This is a genomic window from Bradyrhizobium sp. Pa8 (assembly GCF_052588265.1).
In genome coordinates this window covers 3827276-3840651 of the sequence record NZ_CP176767.1, presented here as the reverse complement: position 1 = coordinate 3840651, position 13376 = coordinate 3827276, and the positions used below count along the sequence as shown (strand labels likewise).

Sequence of the window (13376 nt, the reverse complement as noted above, 5' to 3'; positions counted from 1 at the left end):
GTGGGTGGTCATGCGTCGTGTCATCGCGATTGCGCTAACGGGAGCGAGCCTTGGTGGCTGCTCCTCGATGTCTTGGGACATGTTCAAATCGGCGCCGCCGACCGTCCAGGTCCGGCTCGAATCCAATCCTCCGGGGGCTGACGCCACGACCTCGCTGGGTGCGGGCTGCAAGACCCCCTGCTCCGTCTCGGTTCCCGCCCCTGACGCTCCCTTCACGGTCGCTTTCGCGCTGCCCAAGTTCCAGCCAGCCAGCGTGCCGGTGAACGTGATCAAGAATCCCGGGGATTTCACCACACCCGCCTCGGTCACCACCGATCCTAGTCCGGTGTTCGCCGAGCTTCAGCCGGCCGCCCCGCCAAAGCCGGTCCGCAAGCCGCACCGGCCCAAGAAGCCGAAAGCCGTCGCAGCCGCGCCTGCCGCAGCTCCAGTCGAGACCGCGCCGGATGCAGGCTCGCCGTTCCCCGACCCGAACGCCGGGAAGCGCTGACTTACGTATACCACCCGATTGTCCTAACCGCGTCCAATGCTTAGATTGCTTCCAAGCACCGCTGAAGCAAAGGTGCGCCCGTCGCCGTAAGTGACAAGGCAGTTGGTATGAACGGACTTTCCGCGAGCCCCCGGGACGCGCTGTCGAGCGCGATGACCGATCCGTTCGGGCGGACCATCTCGTATTTGCGCGTATCCGTCACCGACCGCTGCGATCTGCGCTGCTTCTATTGCATGTCCGAAGACATGACGTTCCTGCCCAAGGCGGACCTGCTGACGCTGGAAGAGCTCGACCGGCTCTGCTCGGCCTTCATCGCCAAGGGCGTGAGGAAGCTGCGGCTCACCGGCGGCGAACCGCTGGTCCGCCGCAACGTGATGACGCTGGTGCGCTCGCTGTCCCGCCACCTTTCGAGCGGTGCCCTGAGCGAGCTGACCCTGACCACCAACGGCACCCAGCTTGCGAAACACGCCCGGGAGCTCGCCGATTGCGGCGTCCGCCGCATCAACGTCTCGCTCGACACGCTCGATCCCAAGAAATTTCGCGAGGTCACCCGCTGGGGCGAGATCGACAAGGTGCTGGAGGGCATCGAAGCCGCGCGCGCCGCTGGGCTTGGCGTGAAGATCAACGCGGTGGCGCTGAAGAACCTCAACGAGGACGAGCTTCCCGACCTGATGCGCTGGGCGCACGGCAAGGGCATGGGGCTGACGCTGATCGAGGTCATGCCGATGGGCGAGATCGGCTCGGGCCGTATCGACCAGTACCTGCCGCTGTCGCTGGTGCGCGCGCGGCTCGCCCAGCAATTCACGTTGACCGATCTGGCCGAGAGCACCGGCGGGCCGGCGCGCTATGTCAGCGTTGCCGAGACCGGCGGCAAGCTCGGCTTCATCACGCCGATGACCCATAATTTCTGCGAATCCTGCAACCGGGTGCGCATCACCTGCACGGGCACGCTGCACACCTGCCTCGGCCACGAGGATGCTTCAGATTTGCGCAAACCTCTGCGTGCATCTGACGACGACATGCTGCTTGCGGATGCGATCGACCGTGCCATCGGGCTGAAGCCCAAGGGCCACGATTTCATCATCGACCGCCGCCACGACCGCCCCAGCGTCTCCAGGCACATGAGCGTCACCGGCGGCTGAGGGATTCGCGCCTCCCCGCCATAAGCTTTTGACTCGGCGTCAATTTGCCCATTTTCCGATTGACGGCGCACAAGCCCGCTGGTTTGGTGCAGCCGCCTTTGCTTGCCCGGCAGCAATAAGCCGGCCCCGCCCCTTTGGCGGTCGCGGTCAAGACGGCAAGGCACGAGGGGAGGACTGACGCCGCAATCGCTCCGGAATTTCATCCGTACGGTCGCGTGCTTTTCGCACGCCGGCCAGGCGATGCGTGCTGAAGCCTCCCGTAAAGTGTTAGGCCGCGACGGCGACGGAGAGAAAGTAAGATGCGTCCATTGCTGGCGGTGAGCAACGCCATCGACGCCCTCAATGAAAAGATTGGGTACGTCTGTAACATCCTGGTGCTGCTGGCGTGCCTGGTCAGCGCGGCCAATGCCATGATCCGCTATGCCTTCAGCAACTCCTCGAACGGCTGGCTGGAGCTGCAATGGTACATGTTCGCCATCCTGGTGATGTTCGGCGCGTCCTACACCTTCAAGCGCAATGAGCATGTCCGCGTCGAGATCTTCTACCTCACGCTCTCGGAACGCGGCCAGCTCTGGCTCGACATGATCGGCACGCTCTGCTTCCTGATCCCCTCCTGCCTCCTGCTCGCCTATCTGTCCTGGCCGTTCTTCATGCAGGCCTATAACGTCGGCGAGATGTCGGGCAATGCCGGCGGCCTGATCCGCTGGCCCATCAAGTTCGTGATCCCCGCCGGCTTCGTCTTGCTGGCGCTCCAAGGTGTTTCCGAAGTCATCAAGCGTATCGCGGCTCTCCAGGGCTATGTGACGATCGACGCCAAGTACGAGAGGCCGACCCAATGATTACGCTGGAAATGATGCCGCCGCTGATGTTCGGCGGCCTGGTTCTGGCGATGCTGATCGGCTTCCCCGTCGCGTTCACGCTCGCGGCGGTCGGCCTCTCCTTCGGCTTCCTCGCCATCCATCTCGGATTCTTCGACCTCAACTTCCTCCAGGCGATTCCCGGACGGGTGTTCGGTAGCGTGCTCTCCAACGAGCTGCTGCTCGCGATCCCGTTCTTCACCTTCATGGGCGCTATATTAGAGAGATGTGGACTAGCCGAAGATATGCTGGACTCGATGGGCCAGCTGTTCGGCCCGGTCCGCGGCGGCCTCGGCTATTCCGTCATCATCGTCGGTTTCATCCTCGGCGCCATCACCGGCACGGTGGCGGCGCAGGTCATTGCCATGGCGCTGATCTCGATGCCGGTGATGATCCGCTACGGCTACAACATGCGCTACATCACCGGCGTGCTCGCGGCCTCCGGCACGATCACGCAGCTGGTGCCGCCCTCGCTGGTGCTGATCGTGCTCGCCGACCAGCTCGGCAAGTCGGTCGGCGACATGTATCTCGGCGCCTGGGGCCCCTCGGTGTTCCAGATCATGCTGTTCGCCGGCTACACCTTCGTTCTCGGCCTGATCAAGCCGGGCCACGTGCCTCCGGTGCCGCTGGAAGCGCGCACGCTGACCGGCTGGGCGCTGTGGAAGAAGTGCCTGATGGGCATCATCCCCTCGGCCGTGCTGATCTTCGTCGTGCTCGGCACCATGATGATGGGCCTCGCGACCCCGACCGAAGCCGGCGCCATGGGCGCGGTCGGCGCCATCGTGCTCGCCGCGATCCACCACAAGGACTTCTCCTCGAATGACCGCAAGGTGCTGATAACAGGCGTGATCGCCGCCGGCATCGGCACCATCGTCGCGATGCTGTACAGTGAGAACCTGATCTTCAAGCTCGCATTCGCGGTGACCTATCTCGCGGTGACCTGGATCTGCATCCAGGCCGCGCGCATCCCCGACCTGCGCGACCTGATCAAGCAGGGCTACGAGTCCACCATGCGCCTCACCTGCATGGTCACCTTCATCCTGATCGGCTCGACCTGCTTCTCGGTGGTGTTCCTCGGCGTCTCCGGCGGCGTCTGGCTAGAGCATCTCCTGACCTCGCTGCCCGGCGGCGTGTGGGGCTTCCTGATCTTCATCAACCTCTTCATCTTCTTCCTGGCATTCTTCCTCGACTTCTTCGAGATCGCCTTCATCATCCTGCCGATGATCGCGCCGATCGCGCAGAAGGTCCTCGCGCCGGTGGTGGGACCGGACGCGGCGCTGATCTGGTTCGGCGTGATGCTGTGCGTGAACATGCAGACCTCGTTCCTGCATCCGCCGTTCGGCTTCGCGCTGTTCTATCTGCGCGGCGTGGCGCCGAAGGAAGTGAAGAGCTCCGACATCTATTGGGGCGCGATCCCCTGGATCGGCCTGCAGATGATCATGGTGCTGCTCGTGATCATCTTCCCGGTCACGGTGACGGGCCTGCTCGACAAGCCGCTCAACGTCGACCTCGACAAGGTCAAGATCGAGGTGCCGCAGATCGACCTGCCGCCGCTGGATCTGGGACCGCCGCAGAAGTAGCGGCCGCGCTTTCTTTCTTCTCCCCTCATGTCCGCCGAAGCCTTGGCGAAGGCGGATGCGGGAGAAGGAAGGGCGTTAACTTACTCGTGCTCTCTTATTTGCAATCTCGCCGCATTCATTGCAGTGATCGTGGGGGCCAGCGTCAACGGTCACGCTGATCAGTTCCGTGAGAATGTCACCACGTTCGGCGCATCGTAGTGCGCCTCCATCTTCTTTTTGCAGTTGGCGTAAACTTCGCTAAAGCGACGTTCTGAGTTGCACGACCTTTCCAGCTTATGAACAAACAGCGTCACAGCGTCATCGTGCCAGGTCACCTCTGTCGATTGGGTTTCTTCGCTGGCGTGCTCCACGACCTTGACGAATTCGCGGGCGAGAGCGCGCGGGTTGCCGGCGTCCTGCGCGTCGCAGGCGACTTTGTACCGGTTGTAGTTTCCGCGATCGTCCCAATGGATCACGATGTCGTCGGATAGGGTATCGCCTTCGATCTGTGACAGTGCGTCGAGCGCGACGCTCGCATGATTGAGCGCTTGGTGCTCGTCACCGTCCTTGATGCAGCGCTTGATTAATTGCAGCGCGTTTTTGGCGCGCGATAGCTGAGCGGCGGCCTGCTTCGTATTCATCTCGCAATTCCCTTTCCAAGGGGCCCGCATGGGTCACGCCGGGGTCGAAATGGGATCAGGGTCATTGCGGCCTCTCACGGGAGTTTGGCGACGAGCACGCCGATGCAATCGGATGAGCTTGGAGCTCAGGCGGCGGTTCGCCAATACCTCCAAAGGTGAATACGGATTACTCCTCTAGTCGGCTTTACAATCTGAGAGCGAGCTGCGAGGGCGGGAAATTTCGAGGCGTGCGCGATGGGAACGATGATCTATGTACGAACGTCAGGCGCACATAGTTGGCAGGCACTTCTCGCCGACCCGACCAGGCAATGGCGCGCTCGCTGTTCTGTGCGAACAGTGGCGCATTGCTGGGAAGCAGCGGAGGAATTGCCGCCGGGTCCGCGCGCGTGACAAGCGCCGGAAACACGGGCATACCGGGCCATCCTCCAATTGATGGACCGCCGCGCATGTCCCGATCGCTCCCAGCTCCGTCGCTCACCCCCTTGATCGCATCGCTCTGGCTGGCATGTGCCGCAACGTTTGCGCATGCGGAACCGATGACCGATGTCCATGCGCTGGCGCAAAAGGAGCAGCAGCCGCTGCTCGACACGCTGCGCGATCTCGTTAGCATCGAATCCGGCAGCAAGGACATCGACGGCCTGAACCAGATCGCCGAGCGCGTTGCCGGCCAGCTCAAGCAGCTCGGCGGGACGGTGGAGATTTTGCACCCCACCGACGTCTATCGCCTCGACGACACGCCCGAGACGATCGGCCCGGCCGTGCACGCCGTGTTCAAGGGCACTGGCAGCAAGAAGATCATGCTGATCGCCCACATGGACACGGTGTACCTGAAGGGCATGCTGAAGGACCAGCCGTTCCGCGTCGACGGCGACAAGGCCTACGGCCTTGGCATTGCCGACGACAAGCAGGGCGTCGCGCTCATTCTCCATACCGTGGCGATGCTCCAGAAACTCAACTTCAGGGATTACGGCACCCTCACGGTGCTCACCAATGGCGACGAGGAGATCTCCTCGCCCGGCTGGCGCAGCACCATCACCAAATTCGCTGCGGATCAGGACGTGGTGTTCTCGTTCGAAGGCGGCGGCACCGACGGCACGCTGCGCCTTGCCACCAGCGGCATCGGCTCGGCCTATCTCACGGTGCATGGCAAGTCCTCGCACGCCGGCGCGCGGCCCGAGGGCGGCGTCAACGCGCTGTACGAGCTCTCGCACCAGGTGCTGCAGATGAAGGACCTGTCCAAGCCCGAGCAGGGCCTGAAGCTGAACTGGACGGTCTCGAAGGCCGGCACCAACCGCAACGTGATCCCGGCCGACGCCTCGGCCCAGGCCGATGCGCGTGCGCTCAAGGTCGCCGATTTCGACGAGCTGCAGAAGGCGTTGCAGGAGAAGATCAAGAATCGCCTGCTGCCCGACTCCAGGGTCGAGCTGAAATTCGAGGTGCGCCGCCCGCCGCTGGAGGCCAACGACGCCTCGCGCCGCGTCGCGGCCTACGGCAAGACGATCTATGGGGAGATCGGACTGTCCCTCAAGGTCGACGAGAAGGCGACCGGCGGCGGCACCGACGCCGCATTTGCCGCGCTCAAGACCAGCGGCGCCGTGGTGGAAGGCATGGGCCTGTCCGGCTTCGGCGCGCACTCCAACGATGCCGAATATGTGCAGATCAACAGCATCGTGCCGCGGCTTTATCTGGCCACGCGCATGATCATGGACCTGTCCACCGGCAAGCTGAAATAGCCCGCCCCTCGCGGGGCTCGACGATCAGCCTTGACCAAGGGAGGGAGCAGCAACGGCTCCCTCCGCCAGCCGAAACCGCAGCGTGAACTCCGCGCCGCCGCCCGGCAGATTTTCCACCGCCACCGTCGCGGCATGATCGTCCGCGACCCCGCGCACGATCGAGAGCCCGAGGCCCGCGCCGTCGCTGCGCTGGCGGTCGGCGCGCCAGAAGCGCTGGAAGATCAGGTCGCGCTCGGTCTCCGCGATGCCGGGGCCGCAATCGCGCACGCGCACCGAGCCGTCCTCGCGCACCTCGACATCGACGGAGGTATCCTTCGCTGTGAATTTGATGGCGTTTTCGGCGAGGTTGAAGATCGCACGCTGGAGCATCTCCGCATTGCCGTGGATCAGCACCGGCGCGTCGGCGCCCTTCAGCGCGATGTCCTTGTGCTGTGCGATCGCGAACGGCGCGATGGAGCCGACCACCTCGGCGCAGACGGCGCGCAGATCCGCGGTCTCGCCGGGATCGAGCACCAGGGTGTCGAGTTCGGCGATCTCCAGCAGCTGGGCGACGATGCGGCTCATGCCTTCGATGTCGTCGTGCAGCGCCTGCCTTGCGGCGCCATCGCCCAGCGTCTCGATCCGCGTGCGGAGGATCGTGAGCGGCGTCCGCAATTGATGCGCGGCATCCGCCGTGAACTGCCGCTGCACCCGAAAACCGTCCTCGAGGCGGTCGAGCGCCTGGTTGACGGCGATGACCAGCGGCATGATCTCGCGCGGGATCTGCTCCGTCGGCAGGCGGATGTCGGTGCGCGCCGGGCCGATATTGCTGGCCTCCTCCGAGGCCTTCCACAACGGCGCGATGGCGCGGCGGAAGATGATGATATCGGCGGCGAGCAGGATCAGCAGGATCGGAATGGTGATCCACCCGACCCGGCGGAAGAAGTTCGAGATGATGTCGTCGATGATGACGTCGCGATGCGCCAGATCCTCGGCCACGCGGATGCGCACGATCTTGCCGTCGATGATGCGGGTGACGCCGGCGCCGGAAATCGTCTCGGAAAGTGTCGGCGGCGCCGACACGGCAGCTCCCGTCTTGCGGCGGGACGAAAACAGCAAACGGCCCTCGGCATCGCGGATGTCGTAGAGATAGCGGCCGTAGGCTTCCGAATAGAGGCCCCGCAGGCTGTCGGGCAGGTTGAACGTCAGCAGGCCGTCCGGCGCCGCGACGATGCGCTCGGCCAGCACCTCGGCCTGCGCCCGCATGGCTTCGCGGTGCAGCTGGTCGACTTCGGAATTGAGCAGCCAGAACAGCACCAGCGGCAGGAAGATCGCGACCATCGCGACCGCCACGATGTGCATGAACACGATGCGCCAGATCAACGATTTGAATGTCGGCGATCTGCCATAGGCCCCGGCGGCCGCCACGCTATTTCTCCTCGGACAAGAGATAGCCGACGCCGCGGATGGTGTGGATCACGACCTTGGCGCCGTGTTCGGTGAGCTGCTTGCGCAGCCGCGAGACGTAGACCTCGACCGCGTTGGAGGCGACCTCGCCTTCGAGCCCGAAGATGTGGTCCTCGACATTCTTCTTCGGCACCACCCGCCCCTGCCGGCGCAGCAGGATTTCCAGCACCGAGGTCTCGCGCGCGGAGATGATCCGCGGCTGGTCGTCGACGAAAATCTGGCGGCTTTCGGTGTCGTAGACGAGATTGGCGAGGCGCAGCGAGCGGCCGAGCAGCTGGCCGGGCCGGCGCAGGATCGCCTCCAGCCGCGCCACCAGCTCCTCCATCGCGAACGGCTTTGCCAGGTAGTCGTCGGCGCCGCTGCGCAGGCCGCTGACGCGATCCTGCAGGCCGCCGCGCGCGGTCAGCACCAGCACCGGCAGCGGCTCCATCTGCCGGCGCAGCTCGCGCAGCACCGACAGGCCGTCGCCGTCGGGCAGGCCGAGGTCGAGGATCATCGCAGCGTAGCTGACGCTGCTGACCGCCTCGCGCGCCTCGGCCGCGGTGCTCACGATGTCGCTCTGGAAGCCGGCGGCCGACAGCCCGGCGGCAACGAGCCGCGACAGCTCGACATTGTCCTCGACGATCAGAAGGCGCATCGCAGTCCCGCCGGAGGTTCCGGTGCAATCACGGCTCGCGCCGCATCTTCGCTCTCTTCCACCATTCGAGGCGCCTCGGCCAGCGAAAAAACGCCCGGCAGGCCGGCCGGTCTCTCCTGTCAGGTTAGTGTAAGCTGATTAGGACGCGTACTCATAGGGCAGCGGATGTCGGCTGGGGAGCGAGCAGAAATCGCGCGATTGAATAAACATTGCCGCTTCTGCCCCGCAGCGGACCCGCCACTCAAAATGGCGGCCGAGGTCGTTTCTCTCGGCCGCGGGGCCTTGGTTTAGGGCAAGTTCTTGCCGTCAGCCCGGGCACGGTTCCGTCCCATCGTGGACGCGACGCCTGACTGGTCAGAAGTGAGAAATCGCCCGTCGTCGACGTCCTGCCACGGTCCTGCTATGAATGTGATTGCGTTCTACCGCCACGACAGCAGATCGAGACCTGAAAAGTGGAAGGCGCACAAGGGCATGCACCTTGATAAAACAGTGAGCGGCACGCTGGTAAGCGCCGTCATGCTGGGGGCCATCGGTTTCGGAACGATCGCAAGCGCCGACGCCCAGGTCGGCCCAGCGGGACCTCCGGCCGTCGGCGTGATGGAAGCGGTCAAGCGGCCCGTCATCCAATCCAGCGAGTTTCTGGGACGTATCGAAGCGACCAATCGCGTCAGCGTCGTCGCGCGCGTCACCGCCTTTCTGGAGCAGCGCGATTTCGTGGAAGGCGCCGAGGTCAAGACCGGCGATCTGCTCTACAAGCTCGAGCGCGGTCCCTTTGAAGCCGACCTCAAGTCGAAGCAGGCGCAGGTCGCGCAGCTCCAGGCAACCTTGGTCAACGCCAAGCTGACAACCGAGCGGGCGAGGACGCTGCTGGGCGGACCGGCCGGCCAACAATCCACCTATGACGCCGCAATCGCCAACCAGCAGAGCCTGGAAGCGCAAGTGCAGGCGGCGCAGGCGCAGGTCGACCTATCGCAGATCAATCTCGACTACACCGAAATTCGCTCGCCGATCGACGGCATGATTGGACGCACCTCCGTCACTGACGGCAACGTTGTCAGCCCGGGTTCGGGCGTGCTGACAACCATCGTCAGTCAGGACCCGATGTATGTCACGTTTCCGGTGTCGCTCCGCGAAGCGCTGGATCTACGCGAACGCTACGCCCCACGGGGCGGCTTCAACGCAGTTGTTATTCGCCTTCGGCTGACGGACGGCCGTCTGTATGATCAGGTAGGCAAGCTCAATTTTGTCAATAACACGGTCGCCCAGAACACCGACACGATCACGCTGCGGGGCACGATTCCCAATCCACCCTTGCCGCATCTGTCCGGCGGCCGCCTGACCGTTCGCGAGCTTACCGACGGTGAGTTCGTCACTGTGCTGCTCGAAGGCGTGCAGCCGGTCGATGTGGTGGCGATCCCGCGTTCAGCCGTTCTCTCGGATCAGCAAGGTGAGTATGTTTTTGTTCTCGGCGCCGACAACAAAGCCGAACAGCAGCGAATTCAGCTTGGGCAATCAACGCCGACGGTTGCATCCGTGACAAGTGGACTTTCGCCAGGCCAAAAGGTGATCGTCGAGGGCCTACAACGGGTGCAGCCCGGCCGGCCCGTGGCGCCGGGACCCGCGAGCGCGCTGCTGCAGTCGAGCATGAACGCGAGCGCGGTTAGTGGCAGCAGCCAGAAAAGCGGCGGCGGGATCGGCCCGAAACCGACGGGCGCAGCCCCATGATTTCGTCGATCTTCGTAGATCGTCCACGCCTGGCCATTGTGATCGCCTTTGTCATCACAATCGCGGGTGCGCTTGCGCTCTTGCAGATCCCGGTGGCACAGTTCCCGGACATCGTGCCCCCGCAGGTTACCGTCAGCGCCAACTTTCCGGGCGCGTCCGCCGAGGTGGTGGAATCGAGCGTCGCCCAACCGCTTGAGGCCCAGGTCGTCGGCGTCGACAAGATGCTCTACATGAAGTCGACCAGCGGCAATGACGGCAGCTATACGCTGACTGTCTCGTTCGCGCTCGGCACCAATCCCGACATCAATACCGTAAACGTCAATAACCGCGTGCAGAGCGCTCTCGCGCAACTGCCGACCGAAGTACAGGCGCAAGGACTGACGGTACAGAAGCGCTCCTCGGCGGTGCTGCAGTTTATCGTGCTCTACAGCAAGAACGGCGAGCAGGATCCGCTGTTCATCACAAACTATGCCATCATCAACGTCCTCGATGCGATTTCTCGCACACCCGGCGTCGGCCAAGCGACGCTGTTCGCCAAGCTGAATTACTCTATGCGCATCTGGTTCGATACGCAGCGCCTTACCAGCCTCAATCTGACGCCGTCGGACGTGATCGCGGCGATCCGCGCACAGAGCGTGCAGGCACCGGTCGGCCGCATCGGGGCCCGCCCGATCAGCGACGATCAGCAGTTCCAGTTCAACGTGCAGACGCAAGGTCGGCTGACCACCTCGACGCAGTTTGGCGATATCCTGTTGCGCGCCAATCCGGACGGCTCGGTATTGCGGATCAAGGACGTCGCCCGCGTCGAGATCGGCGCGCAAAATATGGACAGCGAGTCTCGGATCGACGGGCAGGCCGGCGTACCCATGGGCATCTATCTCGCCCCTGGCGCAAACGCGGTGACGACGGCGAGAGCCGTGCAAGCTACGCTCGCCAGACTGTCGGAGCGGTTTCCACCCGGATTGACACACCTTGTGCAATACGATTCGACGACCTTTGTCACGGACACCATCAAGGAAGTGCTGAAGACGCTGGGCGAAGCCTTCCTGCTCGTCGTGATCGTGGTCTACGTATTCCTCGGCAATTTGCGCGCGACCGTGATTCCGGCGGTCGCGGTTCCCGTCAGCTTGATCGGTGCCTTCGCGGTCCTCTTGGCGCTAGGCTACTCCGCCAACACGGTCTCCCTTCTCGCGATGGTGCTCGCTATCGGCATCGTGGTTGATGATGCGATCGTTGTTGTCGAGAATGTCGAACGCGTGATGGAGGAGGAGCCGGATCTTTCGCCCGCCGAGGCGACAAAAAAGGCGATGGCGCAGATCACCGCGCCGATCATTGCGATCTCGCTGGTACTGTTATCGGTGTTCGTGCCGATCGCGTTCATCCCGGGAATCTCGGGAACGTTGTTTCGCCAGTTCGCGGTCACGATCAGCGCGGCGATGGTGATCTCGGCGCTGAACGCGCTCACGTTGTCTCCGGCGCTCTGTGCGGTGTTCTTGCGCCATAGCGGGCCGCGGCGCGGCATCATGGCGCGCGTGCTCGGCGGAATCGATTGGGTTCGCGACCGCTATGCCAGCATCGTCCGCCGCCTGCTGCGCATGGCGCTGTTGTCGCTTGTCGCGGTCCTGGTGTTCACGGGCGGAATTTTTGGCGTGTCGCGCATCACGCCGACCGGGTTTCTGCCCGAGGAGGACCAGGGCGCGTTCTTCATAGCGGTGCAACTGCCCGACGCGGCGTCGGTTGCGCGTACCAGCGAGGTGACTAAGCAGGTCGAGACGTTGCTCAAGCAGATTCCCGCAATCCAACACGTGCTCTCGATCATCGGCTTTTCGCTGCTCGATGGTGGCAACCAGCCGAATTCGGCCTTCATCGTCGCACGGATGAAGCCATTCGCGGATCGCACGGCGGCCTCGGATTCGGTGCAGGCGACTATCCGGCGGACGTTCAACGCCGGCGCGCAAATCCGCGAGGCCAACATTCTGCCATTCAATCTGCCGCCGATTATCGGTCTATCGACCTCAGGCGGGTTCGAATATCAGCTCGAGGCGCTCGAGGGACAAGATCCTGCGGCGGTCGGCAGCGTGGTGAGTGGCTTGATCAGCGTGGCGAACCGCGATCCGCGGCTGACGCGGGTCTTCTCGACCTTCACCGCGACCAATCCATCGATCTATCTTGATATCGACCGTGCAAAGGCTCAGGCCCTTGGCCTCAACATGAGTGACGTGTTCACGGCGTTACAGGCAACCCTCGGCGGGTTCTATGTCAACAACTTCAACCTGTTTGGCCGTACCTGGCAGGTCAATGTGCAAGGCGAAGCGGCCAATCGCGGTGACATTTCAGACATCTGGCAAATCTACGTTCGCAACAGCACTGGCGAAATGGTGCCAATTCGCTCCATCGCGAATATCAGGATCGTGACCGGGCCGCAGGTGATCACGCGTTACAACAACTACCGTTCGGTCACCATCAATGGCGGACCTGCGGCCGGCGTTTCCTCGGGCACGGCGATCGCTGCGATGGAGGAACTCTCCAGGTCCACATTGCCGGCGGGCTATTCCTTCGAATGGACCGGCACGGCCTATCAGGAGCAGGCGGCGTCGGGCCAAACTGGCGTCATCCTCGGACTGGCAGTGCTGTTCGCATATCTGTTCCTGGTGGCGCTCTATGAGAGTTGGACCATTCCTGTCCCCGTCCTGCTGGCCGTCGTGGTGGGTGTTCTCGGCTCCTATGCGGCGATCAAGATCGCCGGGCTCAATCTCGACCTTTACGGCCAGATCGGGCTCGTCGTGTTGATCGCGCTCGCTGCCAAGAACGGAATCCTGATCGTGGAATTCGCAAAGGAGCAGCGTGAAGCCGGTCGATCGGTGGAAGATGCGGCGGTGCTGGGATCACAAATGCGGTTCCGAGCAGTGATGATGACCTCGATCGCATTCATTCTCGGCCTGGTGCCGCTGGTTGTCGCGACTGGAGCAGCCGAAATTAGCCGCCGCGCGGTCGGCACCGCGGTGTTCGGCGGCATGCTCGCGGCAAGCTCGATCGGCATTTTCCTGGTGCCGTTGCTGTACGTGACCTTTCAGCGATGGCGGGAGATGGCGAAGCATCGCGTTGGCAAATCCGGCCGGACACCGCTTCCCCCGGCGGTCTGACAAGCA

At 63.5% G+C, this 13376-nt stretch carries 11 protein-coding genes; 8 read left to right on the top strand and 3 right to left on the bottom strand.

Annotation, left to right across the window (positions count from 1 at the left end; all coding sequences use genetic code 11):
- Positions 1–10: 10 nt before the first annotated feature.
- From ACKWRH_RS17085 to ACKWRH_RS17070, 4 genes are all read left to right on the top strand, one after another.
- Positions 11–487, top strand: coding sequence for a hypothetical protein (locus ACKWRH_RS17085; protein ID WP_445221521.1), 477 nt, complete (start codon positions 11–13; stop codon positions 485–487).
- Positions 488–594: 107 nt separating this feature from the next.
- Positions 595–1629, top strand: a complete 1035-nt coding sequence (gene moaA, locus ACKWRH_RS17080; RefSeq protein ID WP_445221520.1) for a GTP 3',8-cyclase MoaA — start codon at positions 595–597, stop codon at positions 1627–1629.
- A gap of 299 nt (positions 1630–1928) precedes the next feature.
- Positions 1929–2468, top strand: coding sequence for a TRAP transporter small permease subunit (locus ACKWRH_RS17075; protein ID WP_014496195.1), 540 nt, complete (start codon positions 1929–1931; stop codon positions 2466–2468).
- A complete protein-coding gene (locus ACKWRH_RS17070; RefSeq protein ID WP_445221519.1) occupies positions 2465–4066 on the top strand; it encodes a TRAP transporter large permease in 1602 nt (533 codons plus the stop codon). The genes ACKWRH_RS17075 and ACKWRH_RS17070 overlap by 4 nt, the downstream gene beginning before the upstream one ends.
- A gap of 158 nt (positions 4067–4224) precedes the next feature.
- On the opposite strand, the gene ACKWRH_RS17065 is transcribed toward ACKWRH_RS17070, so the two are convergent.
- Complete coding sequence (locus tag ACKWRH_RS17065; RefSeq protein ID WP_445221518.1) at positions 4225–4686, bottom strand: hypothetical protein; 462 nt, start codon at positions 4684–4686, stop codon at positions 4225–4227.
- Between the two features lie 234 nt (positions 4687–4920).
- Here ACKWRH_RS17065 and ACKWRH_RS17060 point away from each other — a divergent pair, with 234 nt between their 5' ends.
- Positions 4921–5076 (top strand): DUF6946 family protein, encoded by a 156-nt coding sequence (locus ACKWRH_RS17060; RefSeq protein ID WP_445221517.1) that lies wholly within the window; start codon positions 4921–4923, stop codon positions 5074–5076.
- 56 nt (positions 5077–5132) lie between these two features.
- A complete protein-coding gene (locus ACKWRH_RS17055) occupies positions 5133–6419 on the top strand; it encodes a M20/M25/M40 family metallo-hydrolase (RefSeq protein ID WP_445221516.1) in 1287 nt (428 codons plus the stop codon).
- Positions 6420–6443: 24 nt separating this feature from the next.
- Here the strand turns inward: ACKWRH_RS17055 and ACKWRH_RS17050 are convergent, their stop codons facing one another.
- Together ACKWRH_RS17050 and ACKWRH_RS17045 are read right to left on the bottom strand one after the other, a co-directional pair.
- Positions 6444–7760 (bottom strand): sensor histidine kinase, encoded by a 1317-nt coding sequence (locus ACKWRH_RS17050; RefSeq protein WP_445222426.1) that lies wholly within the window; start codon positions 7758–7760, stop codon positions 6444–6446.
- Positions 7761–7827: 67 nt separating this feature from the next.
- The gene (locus ACKWRH_RS17045) at positions 7828–8502 is read right to left on the bottom strand and encodes a response regulator transcription factor (RefSeq protein WP_445221515.1); all 675 of its coding nucleotides are present in this window, start codon (positions 8500–8502) and stop codon (positions 7828–7830) included.
- A gap of 516 nt (positions 8503–9018) precedes the next feature.
- On the opposite strand from ACKWRH_RS17045, the gene ACKWRH_RS17040 reads away from it, so the two are divergent.
- A complete protein-coding gene (locus tag ACKWRH_RS17040) occupies positions 9019–10227 on the top strand; it encodes an efflux RND transporter periplasmic adaptor subunit (protein WP_445222425.1) in 1209 nt (402 codons plus the stop codon).
- Entirely contained in the window at positions 10224–13370 is a 3147-nt protein-coding gene (locus ACKWRH_RS17035; RefSeq protein ID WP_445221514.1) for an efflux RND transporter permease subunit, read from the top strand. Before ACKWRH_RS17040 ends, ACKWRH_RS17035 begins: the two co-directional genes overlap by 4 nt.
- Positions 13371–13376: the final 6 nt, after the last annotated feature.